The organism is Kutzneria sp. NPDC051319 (genome assembly GCF_040682195.1).
Classification (GTDB): Bacteria; Actinomycetota; Actinomycetes; order Mycobacteriales; family Pseudonocardiaceae; genus Kutzneria.
On sequence record NZ_JBFBAM010000005.1, the window covers coordinates 212,314 to 230,545 of the forward strand.

At 69.9% G+C, this 18,232-nt stretch carries 22 protein-coding genes and 1 pseudogene; 12 read left to right on the top strand and 11 right to left on the bottom strand.

Annotated features, from left to right (window positions below):
• Window positions 1–9: 9 nt before the first annotated feature.
• Window positions 10–522: an RDD family protein gene (locus AB0M73_RS07060; protein WP_363888036.1), complete on the bottom strand. Its 513-nt coding sequence runs from the start codon at window positions 520–522 to the stop codon at window positions 10–12.
• Window positions 523–831: 309 nt separating this feature from the next.
• On the opposite strand from AB0M73_RS07060, the gene AB0M73_RS07065 reads away from it, so the two are divergent.
• Both AB0M73_RS07065 and AB0M73_RS07070 read left to right on the top strand, forming a co-directional pair.
• The gene (locus AB0M73_RS07065; protein WP_363887899.1) at window positions 832–1,314 is read left to right on the top strand and encodes a hypothetical protein; all 483 of its coding nucleotides are present in this window, start codon (window positions 832–834) and stop codon (window positions 1,312–1,314) included.
• Complete coding sequence (locus AB0M73_RS07070; RefSeq protein ID WP_363887901.1) at window positions 1,311–1,634, top strand: transcriptional regulator; 324 nt, start codon at window positions 1,311–1,313, stop codon at window positions 1,632–1,634. Before AB0M73_RS07065 ends, AB0M73_RS07070 begins: the two co-directional genes overlap by 4 nt.
• Here AB0M73_RS07070 and AB0M73_RS07075 read toward each other — a convergent pair.
• Window positions 1,625–2,365, bottom strand: a complete 741-nt coding sequence (locus AB0M73_RS07075) for a pyrimidine reductase family protein (RefSeq protein WP_363888039.1) — start codon at window positions 2,363–2,365, stop codon at window positions 1,625–1,627. The genes AB0M73_RS07070 and AB0M73_RS07075 overlap by 10 nt on opposite strands.
• Window positions 2,366–2,404: 39 nt before the next feature.
• Between AB0M73_RS07075 and zapE the strand changes: the two genes are divergently transcribed.
• Window positions 2,405–3,427 (top strand): cell division protein ZapE, encoded by a 1,023-nt coding sequence (gene zapE, locus AB0M73_RS07080; protein ID WP_363887904.1) that lies wholly within the window; start codon window positions 2,405–2,407, stop codon window positions 3,425–3,427.
• Here the strand turns inward: zapE and AB0M73_RS07085 are convergent.
• Both AB0M73_RS07085 and AB0M73_RS07090 read right to left on the bottom strand, forming a co-directional pair.
• Complete coding sequence (locus AB0M73_RS07085) at window positions 3,417–3,947, bottom strand: PaaI family thioesterase (RefSeq protein WP_363887906.1); 531 nt, start codon at window positions 3,945–3,947, stop codon at window positions 3,417–3,419. The genes zapE and AB0M73_RS07085 overlap by 11 nt on opposite strands.
• The gene (locus AB0M73_RS07090) at window positions 3,944–4,615 is read right to left on the bottom strand and encodes a TetR/AcrR family transcriptional regulator (protein ID WP_363887909.1); all 672 of its coding nucleotides are present in this window, start codon (window positions 4,613–4,615) and stop codon (window positions 3,944–3,946) included. The genes AB0M73_RS07085 and AB0M73_RS07090 overlap by 4 nt, the downstream gene beginning before the upstream one ends.
• 51 nt (window positions 4,616–4,666) lie before the next feature.
• Here AB0M73_RS07090 and AB0M73_RS07095 point away from each other — a divergent pair, with 51 nt between their 5' ends.
• The 3 genes from AB0M73_RS07095 (at window position 4,667) to AB0M73_RS07105 (ending at window position 8,246) form a co-directional block, all read left to right on the top strand.
• Window positions 4,667–5,623, top strand: a complete 957-nt coding sequence (locus AB0M73_RS07095; protein WP_363887912.1) for a zinc-binding dehydrogenase — start codon at window positions 4,667–4,669, stop codon at window positions 5,621–5,623.
• Between the two features lie 42 nt (window positions 5,624–5,665).
• Window positions 5,666–7,285, top strand: a complete 1,620-nt coding sequence (locus AB0M73_RS07100) for an ATP-binding cassette domain-containing protein (RefSeq protein WP_363887915.1) — start codon at window positions 5,666–5,668, stop codon at window positions 7,283–7,285.
• A gap of 118 nt (window positions 7,286–7,403) precedes the next feature.
• Window positions 7,404–8,246, top strand: a complete 843-nt coding sequence (locus AB0M73_RS07105; RefSeq protein WP_363887918.1) for a glutamate ABC transporter substrate-binding protein — start codon at window positions 7,404–7,406, stop codon at window positions 8,244–8,246.
• A gap of 81 nt (window positions 8,247–8,327) precedes the next feature.
• On the opposite strand, the gene AB0M73_RS07110 is transcribed toward AB0M73_RS07105, so the two are convergent.
• Both AB0M73_RS07110 and AB0M73_RS07115 read right to left on the bottom strand, forming a co-directional pair.
• Window positions 8,328–9,812 (bottom strand): glycoside hydrolase family 30 beta sandwich domain-containing protein, encoded by a 1,485-nt coding sequence (locus AB0M73_RS07110; protein ID WP_363887920.1) that lies wholly within the window; start codon window positions 9,810–9,812, stop codon window positions 8,328–8,330.
• Between the two features lie 139 nt (window positions 9,813–9,951).
• The gene (locus AB0M73_RS07115) at window positions 9,952–10,278 is read right to left on the bottom strand and encodes a helix-turn-helix domain-containing protein (RefSeq protein ID WP_363887924.1); all 327 of its coding nucleotides are present in this window, start codon (window positions 10,276–10,278) and stop codon (window positions 9,952–9,954) included.
• 63 nt (window positions 10,279–10,341) lie between these two features.
• Here AB0M73_RS07115 and AB0M73_RS07120 point away from each other — a divergent pair, with 63 nt between their 5' ends.
• Complete coding sequence (locus AB0M73_RS07120) at window positions 10,342–11,061, top strand: SDR family oxidoreductase (RefSeq protein ID WP_363887927.1); 720 nt, start codon at window positions 10,342–10,344, stop codon at window positions 11,059–11,061.
• Here the strand turns inward: AB0M73_RS07120 and AB0M73_RS07125 are convergent.
• Entirely contained in the window at window positions 11,058–11,885 is an 828-nt protein-coding gene (locus AB0M73_RS07125; protein WP_363887930.1) for a GNAT family N-acetyltransferase, read from the bottom strand. The two genes, AB0M73_RS07120 and AB0M73_RS07125, sit on opposite strands and share 4 nt — an antisense overlap.
• A gap of 43 nt (window positions 11,886–11,928) precedes the next feature.
• Window positions 11,929–13,152: an ornithine--oxo-acid transaminase gene (gene rocD / locus AB0M73_RS07130; protein WP_363887933.1), complete on the bottom strand. Its 1,224-nt coding sequence runs from the start codon at window positions 13,150–13,152 to the stop codon at window positions 11,929–11,931.
• Between the two features lie 277 nt (window positions 13,153–13,429).
• Here rocD and AB0M73_RS07135 point away from each other — a divergent pair, with 277 nt between their 5' ends.
• The 5 genes and pseudogenes from AB0M73_RS07135 to AB0M73_RS07155 all read left to right on the top strand — a co-directional run.
• Complete coding sequence (locus AB0M73_RS07135; RefSeq protein WP_363887936.1) at window positions 13,430–14,518, top strand: lactonase family protein; 1,089 nt, start codon at window positions 13,430–13,432, stop codon at window positions 14,516–14,518.
• Between the two features lie 70 nt (window positions 14,519–14,588).
• On the top strand, window positions 14,589–15,125 hold the full coding sequence (locus tag AB0M73_RS07140; protein ID WP_363888041.1) for a tetratricopeptide repeat protein: 537 nt from the start codon (window positions 14,589–14,591) through the stop codon (window positions 15,123–15,125).
• A 10-nt stretch (window positions 15,126–15,135) separates the two neighbouring features.
• Complete coding sequence (locus AB0M73_RS07145) at window positions 15,136–15,675, top strand: RICIN domain-containing protein (RefSeq protein WP_363887939.1); 540 nt, start codon at window positions 15,136–15,138, stop codon at window positions 15,673–15,675.
• A gap of 57 nt (window positions 15,676–15,732) precedes the next feature.
• Complete coding sequence (locus AB0M73_RS07150; RefSeq protein ID WP_363887941.1) at window positions 15,733–16,002, top strand: nuclear transport factor 2 family protein; 270 nt, start codon at window positions 15,733–15,735, stop codon at window positions 16,000–16,002.
• Window positions 15,986–16,111: pseudogene (locus AB0M73_RS07155) on the top strand (IS5/IS1182 family transposase); the annotation flags it as partial. The gene AB0M73_RS07150 and the pseudogene AB0M73_RS07155, both read left to right, overlap by 17 nt.
• Window positions 16,112–16,160: 49 nt before the next feature.
• Here the strand turns inward: AB0M73_RS07155 and AB0M73_RS07160 are convergent.
• The 3 genes from AB0M73_RS07160 to AB0M73_RS07170 form a co-directional block, all read right to left on the bottom strand.
• A complete protein-coding gene (locus AB0M73_RS07160; RefSeq protein ID WP_363887944.1) occupies window positions 16,161–16,739 on the bottom strand; it encodes a dihydrofolate reductase family protein in 579 nt (192 codons plus the stop codon).
• 90 nt (window positions 16,740–16,829) lie between these two features.
• Complete coding sequence (locus AB0M73_RS07165; protein WP_363887947.1) at window positions 16,830–17,453, bottom strand: maleylpyruvate isomerase N-terminal domain-containing protein; 624 nt, start codon at window positions 17,451–17,453, stop codon at window positions 16,830–16,832.
• Complete coding sequence (locus AB0M73_RS07170; RefSeq protein ID WP_043717233.1) at window positions 17,450–18,232, bottom strand: methylenetetrahydrofolate reductase; 783 nt, start codon at window positions 18,230–18,232, stop codon at window positions 17,450–17,452. The genes AB0M73_RS07165 and AB0M73_RS07170 overlap by 4 nt, the downstream gene beginning before the upstream one ends.

Sequence of the window (18,232 nt, forward strand, 5' to 3'; positions counted from 1 at the left end):
CCGGCCGTTCTAGGTGCCGACGACGCGGGTGCCGGTGAGCCAGTCGTGCAGGGCGCGGCGCTGGGGGTGCACGAGGGCCAGGCCGATGCTGACGGGAACGATGACGTAGACGCAGCCGAGGCAGAAGCAGGCGGTCTGTTGGGTGCCGAGGTGCATCCACAGGCGGCTGAGGCCGAGGTGGGCGAGGAACCAGGGGCTGAGCTTGATGGCGGTGCGCAGGGCCAGCTGCCAGGCGGTGGCCCGGGATCCGTCGTTGCGGACCACGCGCAGGCCCACGCGGCGCTTGCCGAGGCTGCCCTGGCGGCGGCTGGTTTCGGTGAGCACGAGGTAGATGCCGACGGGCAGCAGGCCGATGGCGACGGTGACCAGGTCGGCGGACAGCTCGCTGGAGGCGCTCCACCCGGGCTCGAGGCCTAAGGCCCGCAGCCCGATGGCCACGCCGCCGATCAGCAGCAGCCAGGTCAGCGCGACGAGGCAGTCCACGAGGCAAGCTTCGGTCCGGGCCCTTGACCCGGCCCGCACCTGGACGTGACGCGGCAACTGCTCACCCCCGACCGAACTGCTTCAGCCGACAACAAGATCATTAGATCACGCCGCCGACCGGACCGGGCTCGTCGAGCCGAATCGTATCGGCACGAACCGGTTGCGAGGTCAGCCCGCGAACGGCCCAACCTCCGCCCCCGGTAAGCCGAACGCCCCCGCCTGATGCCACATGCGCTTCCCATGTGGCATCAGGCGCCATAGGGGAAGCCCATGTGGCGAAACGCGTGCTTGTCAGCCGGCCCGCCCCGGAGTACTTTCCTGATAGGAAAGTACTCCCAAGGGGGAAAGATGAACGAGGACATCGAGGCGACGGAGGCTGCGAGGGCGCTGGAAGAGATCGACCGCCGGCGTGAGCAGGTGATCCGGCGGAAGGTCTTCCCGGCCTGGTACTGGTGGGCGCACGCGGCCCTGATGATCGAGCTCGTGGCGGCCATCGAGCACGGGGGCGGCGTGGTCCTCGGGATCGGGCTCGCCGTGTTCATGGTCGGCACGTTCATCCTCGACGCGCCGGTGTCCCGCCGGGCCCGCGCCGCCGCGCCGCACCGCGGCCTGGCCGGCCCGGGGGCCGCCCGCCGGACGCTGATCGGACTGGTGAGCTTCATCGCGGTCCTGCTCGGCGTGGCGCTGGTAGCAGGCCTCAGCCTGAAGGCGGCCGGGGCGCCGTACCCGGGCACGATCGCCGTCGCGGTCGCCGCGGCGCTGTTCGCGACCGGCGGCCCGATGCTGGTGCGGTTGGAGGCCACCATGCTGCTGCGGCGGAGTCGCCGGTGACCACGCCCCGGTTCGACGAGCTCATTCACGCACCGACCCGGCTGTCGCTGGTCGCCTTCCTGGCCGCGACGTCATGGGCGGACTTCTCGGTCCTGCGGGACAACGTCGGCCTGTCCGATTCAGCCTTGTCCAAGCAGCTCACCACGCTGGCCGACGCCGGCTACGTCGAGATCCGCAAGGCCTTCGTCGGCAAGCGGCCGCGCACCTCGGCCCGGCTCACCCCCGACGGCCGCACCGCATTCGACCGGCACGTGTCGGCCCTGCAGGAAATTGTCGCCCGCGCCGGTGGATCCGTGATCCCGACCGAGAGTCAGGCGTGACGGGCGCGGTAGCGGAGCATGAGGAAGTTCTCGTCGGTCAACACCGAAGCCAGCTCCAACTCCCGCGGGGCCACGGGGGGAGGGCCGAAGGCGATGCGGCTGGCGTCGCCACCGGCCAGCAAAGGGGAGATGGACAGGCAGAGCTGGTCCACGAGGCCGGCCTCGATGAGACCGCCGAACAGGTGCGGCCCGCCCTCGCAACTGACGCGGCGGAGGTCCCGCTTGTCGAGCTCGGCCATGGCCACCGAGAGATCGACGTCGGCGTCGCCGGTGATGACGACGTCGGCGCCGGCGTCGGACAGTGCCGTCAATCGATCCTCGGGCGCCGAGGCGCAGGTGAGGACGATGGTGGGAACCACGGTGTCGGTGACCAACGACGAGTCGGGGGCGATGGTGGCCCGCCGGGTGACGACGGCGATGGGCGGAACGGGGCGCAGGCCGAGGCGGGCGCGGACGGCGGAGCGCACCTCGCCGGACTTGACGCCGCCGTAGCCCTCGATGGCGGCTGTGCCGGCCCCGACGAGGACGACGTCGGCCAGGGTCCGCCCGAGCATGAAGACCTTCTTGTCGGCCGGCCCGGACAGGCCGTGCGACTTGCCGCCGACCGTGACGGCGCCGTCGGGGCTGGAGACGAAGTTGACCTGCACCCACGGCCGCGACAGCTCGGCCGGGTAGTCGTAGAGTCGTTCGAGCTCGGTGTCGTCGATGTCACGGGCCTGGGGCAGGAGCATGCGCACGGCCTCATCCCAGCACGACACTACGATTCGCACATGACCACCCCGCGCCTGATCGACCGGAGTCCCACGATCAGCGGGGACGAGATCGTCGCGGCCATGGTCCCGCCGCCCCGCTTCGGCGACGTCAGCTTCGACAGCTACCTCCCGAACGCGGACGAGCCCAGACAGGCGGAAGCGGTCCGTCAGGGCCGGGCCTTCGCGGCCAGGGTCGCCGCCGACAACCGGTCGAAGTCCTGGGTGCGGAACCTGTTCGGCGCCAAGGACGCGGGCAAAAGAGGTCTGTACCTGGACGGCGGCTTCGGCGTCGGCAAGACGCACCTGTTGGCGTCGGTGTGGCACGAGGTCCCGGGCCCGAAGGCCTACGGCACCTTCGTCGAGCTCACGCACCTGGTGGGCGCGCTGGGCTTCATGGAGGCGGTGAAGCGCCTGTCCGAGCACCGCCTGCTGGCGATCGACGAGTTCGAGCTGGACGACCCGGGCGACACGACGCTGGTCACGCGGCTGCTCCAGGAGCTCACCGCGGCGGGCACGTTCGTGGCGGCGACGTCGAACACGCTGCCGGAGAAGCTGGGGGAGGGCCGGTTCGCGGCGGACGACTTCCTGCGCGAGATCCGCAGCCTGTCCCAGCGGTTCGACGTCGTGCGGGTGGACGGCCCCGACTACCGCCACCGCGGCCTGCCGGACGCGCCGGACCCGATGACCGACGAGCAGTTGGTCCGCAACGCCGAAAACACCCCGGGCGCCACGCTCGACGACTTCGACGAGCTGTGCGCGCACCTCGCCAAGCTCCACCCGTCCCGCTACGGACGGCTGGTCACCGACGTGACGGCCGTGCATCTGGGCAACGTGCACGCAGCACCGGACCAGGACGTGGCGCTACGGCTGGTGGCCTTCGCCGACCGCCTGTACGACCGCGCGGTCCCGGTCGCGGTGTCGGGCCGGCCGCTGTCGGAGCTGTTCACCGACGAGATGCTGCGCGGCGGCTACCGCAAGAAGTACCTGCGGGCGGTGTCGAGGCTGATCGCGCTGTCACGCGAAGCCGACGTCACGGGTTGACCTCGAAGTCCCGGCCTTCCAACCCGCGGCCGTGCTTGCTGAAGTGCTCCAGGCCGACCTCGATGAACAGGCCCTGCGCGGTCAGCGCCACCGGCCCGTCCGCGGCGTTGAGCCGTCCAACGGCGCTCGTGTAGATCTTGCGGCCGACCACGCCGTCGACCTGGGCCCGGATGTGCAGCACGGAGCCCACCGGCACCGGTCGCCGGAAGTCGGTCTCCAGCCGTCCGGTCACGGCCGGAATGTGGGTGAGCATGCCCAGCATGCCGAGCACCTCGTCGAACGCGCACGCCAGCAGGCCGCCGTGGGCCAGGCCCGGGGCGCCCTGGTGGTGCTCGGTGACGTGGAAGCGGCCGTCGACGGTCAGCCCTTCGCCGGCACGGGCCCGCATGTGCAGGCCGCTTTCGATGTCGCCGCAGGCGAAGCACTGCGAGTAGTGCACCGGCAGTTCCTCGCCGGGCGCGGGCGCGTCGGGATGCCGCGGCGGCAGCACGGCACCCTCGGGTAGCTCGACCTTGTTCACCCGGCAAGTATCAGACGCTGCTCCATGCCGGCGATCACCAGGTCCAGTCCGAACTCGAACTGGCTGTCCCCGCCGACGGTCTGGCGCAGCGCCCCGGCGTGCTCGACCAGCGTGGGATAACGCTCGGGCGGCAGGCCGGTCATTATCTGCCGCACCTTCTCGCGCCGCTCCGGATCCCGGTTCTCCTCCAGCAGACGCACTTCGAGCGTGGTCACGCCCACGACGAAGCCCAGCAGGGTGGTGTAGGCGCGGGCCGCGTTCTCGGCGTTGAACCCGCCCTCGACCAGGGCCTTGAGCAGCGACTCGGCCGACTCGGCGGACTCGTGCCCGGCCAGCGGCCGCTGCTGGAGCAACCCCGTCAGGCACGGGTGCTCCAGGATCTGGCCGCGCAGCCGCCGGCAGATGGTGCGGATCTGGTGCTGCCAGCCGCCGTACGCGGTGGTCAGCGCGGCGGCGCCCAGCGCGTGGTCGCGCACGGCGTCGAGGAGCTCGTCCTTGCCGCGGAAGTAGGTGTAGAGCGTCATCGGCGCGACACCCAGGTCCTTGGCCAGCGCACGCAGGCTGAAGGCCTCGACGCCGACCTGGTCGAGCAGGTTCAGCGCGGCGGCGACGATGAGCTCCGCGCTCAGTGTGTTGCGGGGCACCCTCGTCCGGGCTGTCGTCTCCATGCCGTACACTGTACCGTACGGCGTACGGAACGGCGACGAAGGAGTCACACGGTGCGTGCGGTGCAGGTCAGTGAGTTCGGTGGGCCCGAGGTGCTCAAGGTGGTGGAGCTGCCCAAGCCGGTGCCGGCGGCCGGCCAGCTGCTGGTCAAGGTGGATCGGGCCGGCATCAACTACGCCGACACCCACCAGGCCGAGAACTCCTACCTCTCGCAGCAGTCGCTGCCCTTCATCCCCGGCGGCGAGATCGTCGGCCGCACCGAGGACGGCCGCCGAGTCGTGGCCCTGAGCGCCGGCGGCGGCTACGCCGAGTACGCCCTCACCCACGAGAACCTGGCCTTCGAGGTGCCCGACGGCGTCTCCGACGCGGCCGCCCTTGCCCTGATCGTGCAGGGCACCACTGCCTGGCACCTGCTCCGCACCTCCTCGCACATGCAGGTCGGCGAGTCGGTCGTGGTGGTCTCCGCGGCCGGCGGCGTCGGCACGCTCGCCGTGCAGCTGGCCAAGCTGTGGGGCGCGGGCCGGGTCATCGGCACTGCCTCTTCGGACGGCAAAAGGGGCTTGGCCGTGGACCTCGGCGCGGACGTGGCCATCGAAGCCGAGCCGACCGACACCCTGACCGAGCGCCTGATCGAGGCCAACGGCGGCAAGCGCGTCGACATCGTGCTGGAGATGACCGGCGGCGGCGTTTTCGACGCCTCGCTGAGCGCGCTGGACTCCTTCGGCCGCCTCGTCGCCTACGGCGCCGCCTCCCGCACCACCGGCTCGCCCGTGGCCCCGAACAAGCTGATGGCGCACTCCAAGTCGGTGATCGGCTTCTGGCTGCAGGACTGCTTCCGCCGTCCCGGCATGATGAAGGACGCGATGAACGAGCTGTTCGGGCTGGTGGCCACCGCCAAGCTCAAGCCGCTGCTCGGCGGCGACTACGCGCTGAGCGACGCCGCGCAGGCGCACATCGACATCCGCTCGCGCAAGACCGTGGGCAAGCTGGTCCTCGACCCCAGCAAATAACGGATTTGGTGGGCAGAGCCCGTTAGGTCACCATGGGCCCTTATGGGGTTCCTAGAGGCCGGTGGGCTCGCTTATCAGCTCTCCGACGGCCGGCAGCTGTTCAGCGACGTCACCTTCCGGGTGTCGCAGGGGCACGTGGCCGCGATCGTCGGCGAGAACGGCGCCGGCAAGACGACGCTGCTGCGCATCCTGTCCGGCGAGCTGACGCCGGCCGGCGGCGGTGTCGTCGTGCAGGGCGGCCTCGGCGTGATGCCGCAGTTCATCGGCTCGGTGCGTGACGAGTCGACGGTCCGCGACCTGCTGCTCGCCGTCGCCGTGCCCGCGTTGCGGGCCGCCGCGAAGGAACTCGACGAGGTCGAACTCCTGTTGATGGAGGTCGACGACGAGCCGACGCAGATGCGCTATGCCGACGCGCTGGCCGCGTGGGGCGAGCTCGGCGGCTACGACCTCGAGGTGCTGTGGGACGTCGTCACCGTTGCCGCGCTGGGCATCCCGTACGACCGGGCCCGTTTTCGGGGCGTGCGAACGATGTCCGGCGGCGAGCAGAAGCGGCTCGTGCTGGAAGCCCTGCTGCGCGGCAACGATCAGGTCCTGATGCTCGACGAGCCGGACAACTACCTTGACGTGCCGGGAAAGCGCTGGCTGGAGGAGCGGCTCCGCGAGACGAACAAGGCCGTGCTGCTGGTCAGCCACGACCGTGAGCTGCTGGCCAACGCCGCCACGCACATCATCGCGCTGGAGGCCCGCACGACCTGGGTGCACGGCGGCGGATTCGCCACCTGGCACGAGGCCCGCGCCGCGCGCTGGGCCCGCGTCGCCGAACTGCACAAGCGCTGGGACGAAGAGCACGTGCGGCTGATCGAGCTTGTGAAGGAGTTGCAGCGCCAGGCGGCGAGCAGCCCGGACATGGCTTCGAGGTACCGCGCGATGCAGACCCGCCTGCGCAAGTACGAGGAGAGCCCGCGGCCGCCGGAGCTGCCGCAGGAGCACGAGGTCAAGCCGCGGCTGCGCGGTTCCCGCACCGGCATCCGCGCGATCACGTGCGAGCAGCTGGAGCTGACCGGCCTGATGAAGCCGTTCGACGTCGAGGTGTTCTTCGGCGACCGGGTGGCGGTGTTGGGCTCCAACGGTTCCGGCAAGAGCCACTTCCTGCGGCTGCTCGGCGGCGGGGAGGTCGCGCACACCGGTTCGTGCCGGTTGGGCGCGCGGGTCGTGCCGGGACTGTTCGCGCAGACACATGAGCATCCGGAGTGGATCGGCCGCACGCTCGTGGATGTGTTGTGGCACGGGGAAGACGGCCGCAAGGGCCTCGATCGCGGCGCCGCGATGTCCGTGCTGAGCCGCTACGGCCTGGCCGCCAGTGGTGACCAGCGCTTCGAGACGTTGTCCGGCGGGCAGCAGGCGAGGTTCCAGATCCTGCTGCTCGAACTGTCCGGCGCGACCTTGCTGTTGTTGGACGAGCCCACCGACAACCTTGACCTCACCTCGGCCGAGGCGTTGCAGGACGCGCTGGAGGAGTTCACCGGCACGGTCGTGGCCGTGACCCACGACCGCTGGTTCTCCCGGTCCTTCGACCGCTTCCTGCTGTTCGGCTCCAACGGGATAGTTCACGAAGTACCGGAACCGGTGTGGGACGAGGGCCGCGTGGTCCGCGCGAGGTGACTTTCGTTCACAAGAATCGGTCAGGACACAATTGTTCACGTCGTTGGTCTGGACGGTCTACCGTGCGAACCCCTAAGTTCGCCTGATCCCTGACGACCGACGACTGTTTGGTGGACGCATGAGCTCCAAGGTGTGGGTCGCGGCCGCTCGTCGTGTGTCTGTCGTGCTGGCCGCCGCGCTCGTCGCGGCGGCCTGCGGCAGCGGCGGCAGCAGCGACACCGTGATCGGCAAGGCCTCCGGCGGGCACCTGACCATCGCGATCGCCGAGGACCAGCCGGGCAGCAGCCTCAAGGGCCTCAACGGGGACTACAGCGGCTTCGACATCGACGTGGCCCAGTTCGTGGCCAAGGAGCTCGGCGTCGACCCGTCCGGCATCACCTGGCGCTCCACCGTCAGCGCCGACCGGGAGACCGTGCTGGAGAACGGATCCGCCGACATGGTGGTGGAGACCTACTCCATCACCGACAAGCGTAAAAAGGTGATCTCCTTCGCCGGCCCGTACTTCGTGGCCGGGCAGGACCTGTTGGTGCGGCTGGGCGACACCTCCATCACCGGGCCCGAGTCGCTCAACGGCAAGCGCCTGTGCTCGGTCGCCGGCACCACCTCCGCGCAGGAGGTGAAGGACAAGTTCGCGCAGCAGACCAAGTTGGTCGAGTACGCGCACTTCTCCGAGTGCATCACCGCGCTGCTGGCCCGCATCGTCGACGCCGTGACCACCGACGACCTCATCCTGGCCGGTTACGCCTCTCAGAACCCCGAGCTGCTCCAGGTGGTGGGCAAGACCTTCACCCAGGAGCGCTACGGCATCGGCGTGAAGAAGGGTGACACCGCGTCGGTCTCCAAGATCGACGACGCGATCAGCAAGATGATCAGCACCGGCGCCTGGAACTCCTCGCTCCAGCACAACTTCGGCGGCACCGGCTACAAGATCCCCTCCCCGCCCCAGGTCACCGAGCGCTGACCTCTCTCCCCCCATGCAGGGAAGGACGCCTTACCCTCGTTCAACGCGGGTAAGGCGTCCTTCCCTGCATCAACGGGTGGCTCAGTGGGTCGCGGCCCACTGGTAGGTAACGGTGGCGCCGGCGGGGAGGGTGGCGTCGAAGGAGTGGGTGCCGTAGACGACGGTGAAGGTCTGCGTCGTGGCGCCGGTGTTGAGGGCCACCAACGATGTGGAGTGGTCCGGGTTGGTGAAGGCGACCGTGGTCAGCGGCGCGCCCTTGCTGGAGTTGGTGTCGACGGTGCTGGCGATGTGGGTGGCGCCGTTGGGAACGAACTTCGAGAAGTGCTCGATGTCGCGGTACTGGTCGTTGTAGGTCACGGCCTTGGTCACCGAGTTGACGGTGATCGTGCCGTTGCAGGAGCCGCAACCGCCGAGGTGCGGGCCGTGGTTCTCGTCCAGCGCGATGTTCCAGTCGATGGAGCTGCGGCCCCAGTTCTGCATCACGCCGATGATCGTGGAGGAGTCGCCGCCCTCGCACTCGGTCATGAAGATGTCCTTGCCGGGGAAGGAAGCCCTGAGCCCGGTCTGCGCGGTCGGGTCGCCGAAGTAGCAGTGGTAGGCGGTGCCGGCGACCCAGCGGTAGGCGTCGGTGGCCAGCAGGTCGTACGGGTAGTTCGGCTCCGGGTCCTCGCTCGCGCGCTGGTGCGAGGAGATGTCGCCGGGGTGCTCGGACCAGTTGTGGTCGAAGGCCAGGATCTTGGTGTGCAGCCCGGCGGCGTGGATGGCCGGCCCGAGCGCCTCGATGACCTTGGCCTCCTGCTCCCAGGGCAGGTCGGTGCCGGGATAGTTCTTGCGCTCCAACGCCTGCGGCTCGTTCTGCACGGTGAGGTAGTCCACCGGCACGCCGGCCCGCTGGTAGGCCTGGATGAACTTGACGAGGTACAGCGCGTAGGCCCGGTAGATCCTCGGGTCGTCGATCAGCTTGCCGTCGATCATCGAGCCGGAGGTCTTCATCCAGCCCGGCATGCTCCACGGGCTGGCCACGATCTGGATGCGGGGGTTGAGCTTCAGGGCCTGCCGCAGCAGCGGCAGGATCTGCGTCTCGTCGTGGGCGATGGTGAAGTGCCGCATCTGGTAGTCGGTCTGGCCGGCCGGCAGGTCGTCGTAGCTGTAGTCCTGGCCGACGGCGAAGTCCGAGGCGCCGATGGGCTGGCGCAGGAAGTTGATGCCCGCGCCCGTCCTGGGATCGAACAGGTTGCGCATCACCTCGGTCCGGTTCTCCGGCGTCAGGCCGTACAGGACATTGGCCGAGGAGTCCGTTATCGCCGCCCCGAAGCCGGAAACCGACTGGTATCTCACGTTCGGGTCCACGTGCACGGTCACGGGCGTCTTGGTGACGGTGCCGTTGAGCGGAAGCGACGCGTCCGTCGGCGTTTCCACGCCGGGCGTGGTCAGCCACTCGTGCACGGTGGTCGGGTTGGCGGGTGGGGCGGTCGCGGCGGCGGGAGCCGCGGTTGCTGCGTTCGTCACCGGCAGCACTGCCGCGGCGGCCGCGACAGCGAGGCTCAACAGAAGGCGGGTTCGCATCAGGCGATGGTCCTTTGTTCACGCTGATGAACGGCGGCGGTTTTGCGGTGTTACCGGTTCAGGGCAGGTGAAACCCAATCAAAGGACTTCGTCCGACACAAGGTTTAACTCGAAGACAACCGCGACGGAGCAACCGTCCTCACCGCGTGTGATCAGCGTCTTTGTCCACGGCGTGGTGGCCGATCCAGGTCACCAGCTCGGCCAGCCGCGGCATGAGGTCACGGCCGAGCGGCGTCAGGCTGTAGGTCACCTGCGGTGGCACCGTCGGCGCCTCCGTGCGGAGCACGAACCCGGTGCCGGCCAGCCCGCGCAGCGTCTGGGCCAGCATCTTCTCGCTGACGCCCGCCATCCGGTCACGCAGCTCGGCGAACCGATGGGGTCGCTCGGCCAGCGCGGTCAGGATCGGCACGCCCCAACGGCTCGTGACCGTGTCCAGAACCGGACGCCCTGGACAATCAGCTCTCATGGTCGGAGCTTACCCGGAAGTGCGTACTTCCCAACGGAAAGAGCGATTCGTACGGTCGGCACCATGATCTCGCTGCACGGCCGGACCGTGCTGATCACCGGTGGCAGCAAGGGAATCGGGCGTGGCATCGCCACCGCCATGGCGGCCGCCGGCGCCCGGGTCGTCGTCAACTACGGCCGCGACCGGCCCGCCGCCGACAACGTCGTCGAGGCGCTCGGCGGTGCGGCCGTCGCGATCCGGGCCGATGTGTCGAAGGCGGCCGACGTGCGCCGGCTGTTCGCCGAGGCCGGACCGGTGGATGTGCTCGTGAACAACGCCGCCGCCTTCTCCTTCCAGCCCGTCGAGGACGTCACCGAACGGGAGTTCCGCCGTCAGTACGACACCAATGTGCTCGGGCCGCTGCTGACCACCCAGGAATTCCTCAAGCAGGCGCCGGAAACCGGGGGCAGCATCATCAACGTCACCACAGCCGGCGTCTCCACCAACAGCCCCGGTGGTGCGCTCTACACGTCGACGAAGGCGGCGTTGACCACGCTGACCCGCATAGCGGCCAAGGAGTTCGGGGCGCGGGGCATCCGGGTCAACGCGATCGCCCCCGGCGCGACGGACACCGAAGGGGCGCGCGGGCTGGGCGTGCTGGACGCGCCGGGGCTGGCGGCGCGGATCCCGCTCGGGCGGGTCGGACGGCCGGAGGACATCGCGCCGGTGGCGGTGTTTCTGGCCTCTGACGACGCGCGCTGGATCACCGGCGAGGTGGTGCACGCCTCGGGCGGCTTCCGCTAGCCCAGGGCCTGCATGACCGGGGTGAACAGCCGCGACCGGTCGCCGGGCAGATCCTCGCCGTGGATCATGGAGGTGCACTCGAACCAGGGCACGATGCCGTGGGCGGCGGCCCAGGCGGCCAGGGCGGGGTGCTCGGTGTCGAGGCGGACGTCTCCGTCCACAGTGGACGCGACGGCGGCGATGAGGTCGGTGGCATCGGACAGGTCGGCGGCCAGCACGGGGCCGATCACGACGATGTCGCCGTCACGCCAGGAGCCGGCGTAGCCGGTGATCACGCCGTCGGCCTCCAACACCCGCATGTGGCCGGCGAAGCGGAGGTAGTCGGCCAGCAGGTCGCGACGGTCGGCGCCGGTGACGGCGGCGTCGAGGGCCAGCACGGCGTCGAGGTCGGCGTAGGTGAAGGGGCGGGTGCGGTTGGGGCCGTGGTGGTGCTCGGCGAAGCGGCCGCGGAGGGTGTGCACGGGGCCGGTCGGGCGGAAGCCGAGTTTCTCGTACAGGGGCAGGCCCTCGGCGGTGGAGTGCAGGGCGATGGTGTCGGCCCCGGCGTTGTCCATGGCGTGCCGCATGAGCATGCCGCCCAGCCCTCGGCCGCTGCACCGGCTGGCCACCAGCACCATGCCGATCCAGGCCAGGCGCGGGCCGAACCGGCTCAGGATCACCGAGCCGGCCAGGTCCCGCTGTTGTTCTCGCAGGCCGAAGCCCTCGCCGACGGTGAGCAGGAACGACCACTTCCGCCGGGAGCGCGGCCACCGCCGGTCGGCGGCGAGATCGAGACACGCGGCCAGGTCGTCGATGCCCAGCCGCGCGATTGACGCCGTGTCCATACGATCAACGTCTCATGACGTGGGTCACATGCGGTACGGCATTTTACCTACCTATAACGTTGGCAATCGCCTGAACTCCACGGTCGATCTCCTCGCGGGTGATCACCAGCGGCGGCGCGACGCGCAGCGTGGTGTCGTGGGTCTCCTTGCACAGCACACCCCGCTTGGCCAGGGCTTCGGACGCCGCGCGGCCGGCCGGGCCGCCGGGGGCGATCTCCACGCCGGCCCACAGGCCGCGGCCGCGGACCTCGGCGACGCCGTGGCCGACCAGCTCGGCCAGCCGCCCGTGCAGGTACGCGCCGAGCTCGCGGGAGCGCTGCTGGAACTCGCCGGTGGCCAGCAGCTTGACCACGGCGCGGCCGACCGCGCAGGCCAGCGGGTTGCCGCCGAAGGTCGAGCCGTGCTCACCCGGCTTGAGCACGCCGAGCACCTCACGCCGGCCGACCACGGCCGACACCGGCATGATGCCGCCGCCGAGGGCCTTGCCCAGCGTGTACAGGTCGGCGCGGACGCCGTCGTGGTCCAGGGCCAGCAGCTCGCCGGTGCGGGCCAGGCCGGACTGGATCTCGTCGGCGATCATCAGCACGTTGTTGTCGTCGCACAGCTTGCGGATGCCCGCGAGGTAGCCGGCCGGCGGCACGACCACGCCGGCCTCGCCCTGGATCGGCTCGATCAGCACGGCCGCGGTGTGCTCGGTGATCGCGTCGGCCATCGCGCCCAGGTCGCCGTACTTGACGACGGTGAAGCCCGGCGTGAACGGGCCGAAGTCGGCGCGGGCCGTGTCGTCGGTGGAGAACGACACGATCGTGGTGGTGCGGCCGTGGAAGTTGGAGCCGGCCACGACGATCTGCGCGGCGCCGGCCGGCAGGCCCTTGACCTGGTAGGCCCACTTGCGGGCCACCTTGATCGCCGACTCGACGGCCTCGGCCCCGGAGTTCATGGGCAGCACCAGGTCGGTGCCGGTGAGCTCGGCCAGCTCGCGGCAGAACAGGCCGAACTGGTCGTGGTGGAAGGCGCGGCTGGTCAGCGTGACGCGGCCCAGCTGCTCGACGGCGGCGGCGACCAGGGCCGGGTGGCGGTGCCCGAAGTTCAGCGCCGAGTAGCCGGCCAGGAAGTCCAGGTACCGGTTGCCGTCGACATCGGTCACCCAGGCGCCGTCGCCCTCGGCGATGACGACCGGCAGCGGGTGGTAGTTGTGCGTGCTCCACCGCTCGTCGAGGTCGACGTAACCGGCGGCTGTGGCGGGGGTGTCGATGGTGGCGGTCATGTCCCAAGGCTAGATGGCCGCTGGCGGTGATTTCATCCGGCCGACGTTGCGTATGGCACCTGTTTGTTGCGCTGTTCGAGATTCTGACGGCGATTCGTTGCATGCAGGTGGTGTTGCGCAATATGCAACCTTGATTGCACGCCTTGCCTGACGCGATGGTCTAGGCCACAGTTGCGGCACGCCGCCGTTGTTCGGCCGAAAGGGGCGTGTGGTGCCTGGTTTGGATCGTCGGCGGTTCCTGGGGGTGCTCGGGGCCGGGGTCGGAGGAGCGGTTCTGATGAGCGGTGGCGTGGCCGAGGCCGGCCCGGTGTTCGGCCCACAGGCCACCACCCGGCCGCTGTTCATCGGCACGTACACGGACGGCAGCGGCGCCGGCAAGGGCATCGGTGTCGGCACGTGGGACGCCGCCAGCGGTGCGCTCACCGCCAAGTCCGTGGTGTCCGTGTCCAACCCGTCCTTCCTCGCGCTCGCCCCCTCGCAGCGCTTCCTCTACGCCGTCGACGAGCAGGCCGGTGGCAAGGTCACCGCCCTGTCCGTGTCGAACGGCGCGCTCAAGGTGCTCAACAGCCAGTCCAGCAAGGGCGACGGCCCCACGCACCTGTGCGTCACCCCGGACGGCAAGCACGTGCTGGCCGCCAACTACGACTCCGGCAGCGTGGTCGTGCTGCCCGTCAAGGCCGACGGCAGCCTCGGCGCGGCCACCGATGTCGCGCAGCACAAGGGTTCCGGACCCGACCCCGACCGGCAGGAGGGGCCGCACGCGCACCAGGTGCTGCCCGACTGCACCGGCGCCTACGTGCATTCCGTCGACCTCGGCACCGACACCGTGTACGCGTACACGGTGTCCAGCGCCGGCAAGCTCAAGCTGGTGCACCAGGCCAAGGTGCCGGCCGGCCAGGGGCCTCGGCACCTGGTCTTCCACCCCAACGGCCGGTTCGCCTACATCGCCAACGAACTCGGCAACTCGGTCATCGTCGCCACGTATGACGCTTCCTCGGGTCTGCTGACCCCGGGCAAGCCCCAGACGACCCTGACCGCGCCGCCGCCCTCCGGTGTGCGCAACTACCCCGGCGAGATCATCGTCTCCGCCGACGGCCGGTTCGTGTACCTGTCCAACCGCGGCGCCGACAACGCGGCGGTGTTCGCCGTCGGCGACGGCGGGGCGTCGTTGAAGCTGCTGGCCAACACCCCCGTCGGCAAGAACCCCCGGCACATCGGGCTCGACCCGACCGGCTCGTTCCTGTTCTCCTCCAACCAGGATTCGGCCACGGTCACCAGTTACAGCGTCGACAAGGCCACCGGCCTGCTCAAGGCCGTCGGCACCCCGCTGAAGTCCCCGATGCCGGTGATGACCCTGCCGCTCTGAGCCCTCGCTTGACGTCACATGTGCTCCTCACTTGTCACCTGATGGCAAGTGAGGAGCGCATGTGACTCACGTGAACTGGGCCGGGCCTACATCCGGCTCGGCCGCTATCAGGACGTCCGGGCCGGCCTGTACCGGGCGCTCGACTTCGACGAGCGGCACGGCGATCCGGTCGGGCAGGCCCGCAGCTGCAACACCTCGGCATCGTGGCCTACGCACAGGGCGCCAACCTGGAGGCGTTGAAGCACGGCAAGGCCGCCTACGCCTTGTTCCACGCGGCCGGCCATCGCCCCGGCGAAGCAGAGGCCACCACAACCTCGGCCAGCACGAGCAGGCCGTCGCGTGCTACCGGAATGCCCTTGTCCTGTTTGAGAAGTTGGGCAGCCGCCATCCCCGGGCCGACACGTCGACCCGCCTCGGCGACACCAACCGGGCCGCCGACGACGAGCCGGCCGCGCACCACACGTGGCGGCAGGCCCTGCCCATTCTCGACGACCTGCACCACCCCGACGCCGAAGTCCTGCGCGCCCGGTTGAGGAAAACCCATGGGGTACCGGCGGGGTACCTGACGGGTACCGGGCGCGGACACGCTTGGCATCAAGGACAGTGAAAGGACCACGATGCCAACAAAACTCGCTTCACTGCTGAGAAGCCGCAAGGCGGCGGCCCTGCTTCTGGGCCTGCTCACGGTCGTCGCGCTGGGCGCCGGTGCGGGCACCGCCTCGGCCTCCGAGGGCTCTCGGGTGGAGATCTTGAACTTCAACTCCGATCTGTGCATGTCCATCCCCGGTGACGTCATCTACACGGGACAGCGGATCGACCAGTGGGACTGCGGCGGCTACGCGGACCAGTACTGGTATCTCAATCCCTCGGCCAGCCATCCCGGCTGGTTCTACATCCAGCCGCAGCAGAACGACACGCTGTGCGCCACCTACGTGCCCGGCACCAACGACATCCTCACCCTCCAGGGCTGCGGCACGAACGCCGGCAGCGGGAACGCCGGCACGCAGCTCTGGCGCTACGTCGGCGACAACGAGCTGGAGACCTTCCAGGGCTGGGCCATGTCCGTCCCCGGCGCCTCCACCACGCACGACGTCAGCATCAACATCTATCCGTACGGCCCCTACCCGGACCAGCACTGGGGCATCTACAGCGCGTGATCCTCGGCGCGGCCCGCCGCTCGGCGGTGGGCCGCGCCACCGGGTGGCCGGGGTTCGATGATTCTGACCGCCGCACTCCTGCGCCAGTCGTTCCGCGCCTGGGAGTCCGCCGACTTCGACGCCCTCGTCGACCTGCTCACCGACGACGTCTTCATGTCCATGCCCCCGGTGCCCTTCGAGTACGAGGGCCGAGCCCCCGTCGCCCGCTTCCGCGCCGCCATCTTCCGAGTCGGCCGCCGGTTCGAGCTCATCCCCACCCGCGCCAACCGCCAGCCCGCCTCCGGCGTCTACCTCCGCGACAACAACGGCATCAGCCGCCAACCGTAACGATCACCTGGAGTTGGAGGCGGTGGTCGATGCCGTGGCCCCGGTCAAGGGGCCGGCCGGGCGGCCTCGGCGTCGGCCGCGCAAGCTGCACGGGGACAAGGGCTATGACCGTTAAGCTGGACCTGGTGACTCACGGCAACCCCAAATGAGAAACCGTCTTAGCGGACGACGTCGTAGACCAGCTTCTGGATGCCGTTGCCGTACGACTCGCTCTCGATGACCTTGAGGGCCTGCTTGTCCTTGTCGGCCGCGCTGAACAGCCGCTTGCCCGCGCCGAGCAGGACCGGGAAGACCAGCAGGTGGTAGCGGTCGATCAGGCCCGCGTCGGCCAGCGCCCGGTTCAGCGTCGCGCTGCCGTGCACGATCAGCGGTCCGCCCTCGGTCGTCTCCTTCAGCGCCGCCACCTCGTCCAGCGACCGCAGGATGCTGGTCTCGCCCCAGTTGTCGACCAGGTCCTGCTCCTTCAGCGTCGTCGACACCACGTGCTTGGGCATCGCGTTGTACTTGGCGAAGTCGTCCGTCATCCCCGGCCACACCGGCGAGAAGGCCTGGTAGCTGACCCGGCCCAGCAGCATCGCCGACGCCTCCTCCTGCTCCCGCCCCTTCAGCTCGTACGCCGCCGGGTCGAACTCGATGCCCTGGAACGTCCAGCCCGAGTTCCGGTAGCCGGGCTCGCCGCCCGGAGCCTCGACAACGCCGTCGAGGGACACGAACGCGGTGGTGATCAGGGTGCGCACTGGGTGCTCCTTACTTGGTTCCGACCTGCTGTCATCACTGCGTCGAACGAACCGCGCCGGGATCGACACACCTACCCAGAGATTTCCCGGTCAGAAAGCGCTGGCCACGGCGTCGGCACGCTCACGGCGGGAGAGGGCCCGCAGCACGGGGAGGGCCCCGCGCCGGGCCACGGCGATGCGAGCCAAGGTGACAGTCGTGGCGTCGACGACGTCGGAGGGGAAGGCCGGGGTGGGGACGCCGATGCTGACGGCGAGGTCGTCGGCGTGAACGACGAGCTCCAGGATGCGGGTGAGCAGGCACTGGTCCAGCGGCAGCACCCGCTGACCGAACATGAGCACCAAGAGGTCCTCGGACAGGCCGTCCAACCGATCCGCCGCCGCCTGGACGGCGGCGTCGTAGCGGGAGGCGAGGTCGGCGGGGGACAGGCCGGCTTGCTGCTCGCCGAGGATGCGGATGCGGGCGGACTTCTCGGAGTGGACGTCGACCTCGCCGTGCTGGGAGTAGTAGCCCACGGCCTCCATCACGGGCGCGCCCGAGGGCACGGGGGCGTCGAGGAAACGGGGGATGTTGCCGACCTGGCCGGCGAGGTGGCCGGCCAGGCCGGAGACGCGGAACTCGGCCAGGGCGCTGGGCTTGGCCCACGCCTCGGCCAGCTCGGGGGAGTGCAGCAGCGGGGCCACGGCGCGGGCGGCGGTCAGGAACTGGGCGATCACTTGAGCAGCTGCTCCAACCGGGCGGCGACCTCGCGGTAGCGGGCGACGGGCACGAGGTGGACGCCGTCGAAGGCGCCGGTCTCGCGGATGCGCATGACCTGCTCGCACGTGGACTCGACGCCGGCCAGGCGGTCGCTGCCGAGGCGGTCGACGAGGTCGGCGGGGATGTCGATGTCGGGGATGGCGGAGGCCAGCCGCTGGGCGTGGGCCTGGCTGGCGATGACCATGACGCCGGCGTAGACGGGCATGTCGACGGGGTTGGCGTCGCGCCACCGCAGCAGGGCGTCGAGGGAGAAGCTGACCTGCACGAACATGAAGTCCGCGGCCCGCTTCCAGGACGGCAGGGGGCGCAGCCCGGCGGCGGTGCCGACCCGGAACGGGGCGACGCCGGAGAAGGCCTTGTCCTCGGACAGGGACCGCACCTCGTCGATCATCGTCCGCACGGTGAGCTGCCCGGTCCGGCTGCCGGTGGCCGGCTTGTCGCCGTAGACGAACAGGAACTCCTCGACGCCGTAGGCGGCGGCGGTCAGCAGGTCGCGGCGGAAGCCCAACATGTTGCGGTCACGGGAGTTGAGGCAGGCGATGCTGCGCCCGCCCATGGCCTGCACCTCGTGCGCGACGGCCACACTGGACACGGTGGCCCGCCCGATGTGGTTGTCGGGGATGAGAAAGCTGCCGGCGACCTTGGACAGGGTGCCGATCTGGTGCCGCACGTGCATCAGATCGGGCCGAGTCGGCGGCTCGATCTCGCAGACGACCTGGAACGGGCGCGAAGTCAT

Coding starts and splice junctions, on each gene's coding strand:
- AB0M73_RS07150 (WP_363887941.1), top strand. CDS start 15,733: ATGATTCTGACCGCCGCACTCCTGCGCCAGTCGTTCCGCGCCTGGGAG.
- AB0M73_RS07090 (WP_363887909.1), bottom strand. CDS start 4,615: ATGGAGACGACAGCCCGGACGAGGGTGCCCCGCAACACACTGAGCGCG.
- AB0M73_RS07065 (WP_363887899.1), top strand. CDS start 832: ATGAACGAGGACATCGAGGCGACGGAGGCTGCGAGGGCGCTGGAAGAG.
- AB0M73_RS07115 (WP_363887924.1), bottom strand. CDS start 10,278: ATGAGAGCTGATTGTCCAGGGCGTCCGGTTCTGGACACGGTCACGAGC.
- AB0M73_RS07110 (WP_363887920.1), bottom strand. CDS start 9,812: ATGCGAACCCGCCTTCTGTTGAGCCTCGCTGTCGCGGCCGCCGCGGCA.
- AB0M73_RS07145 (WP_363887939.1), top strand. CDS start 15,136: ATGCCAACAAAACTCGCTTCACTGCTGAGAAGCCGCAAGGCGGCGGCC.
- AB0M73_RS07170 (WP_043717233.1), bottom strand. CDS start 18,232: ATGACTTCGCGCCCGTTCCAGGTCGTCTGCGAGATCGAGCCGCCGACT.
- AB0M73_RS07135 (WP_363887936.1), top strand. CDS start 13,430: ATGAGCGGTGGCGTGGCCGAGGCCGGCCCGGTGTTCGGCCCACAGGCC.
- rocD (WP_363887933.1), bottom strand. CDS start 13,152: ATGACCGCCACCATCGACACCCCCGCCACAGCCGCCGGTTACGTCGAC.
- AB0M73_RS07100 (WP_363887915.1), top strand. CDS start 5,666: ATGGGGTTCCTAGAGGCCGGTGGGCTCGCTTATCAGCTCTCCGACGGC.
- zapE (WP_363887904.1), top strand. CDS start 2,405: ATGACCACCCCGCGCCTGATCGACCGGAGTCCCACGATCAGCGGGGAC.
- AB0M73_RS07125 (WP_363887930.1), bottom strand. CDS start 11,885: ATGGACACGGCGTCAATCGCGCGGCTGGGCATCGACGACCTGGCCGCG.
- AB0M73_RS07105 (WP_363887918.1), top strand. CDS start 7,404: ATGAGCTCCAAGGTGTGGGTCGCGGCCGCTCGTCGTGTGTCTGTCGTG.
- AB0M73_RS07120 (WP_363887927.1), top strand. CDS start 10,342: ATGATCTCGCTGCACGGCCGGACCGTGCTGATCACCGGTGGCAGCAAG.
- AB0M73_RS07075 (WP_363888039.1), bottom strand. CDS start 2,365: ATGCTCCTGCCCCAGGCCCGTGACATCGACGACACCGAGCTCGAACGA.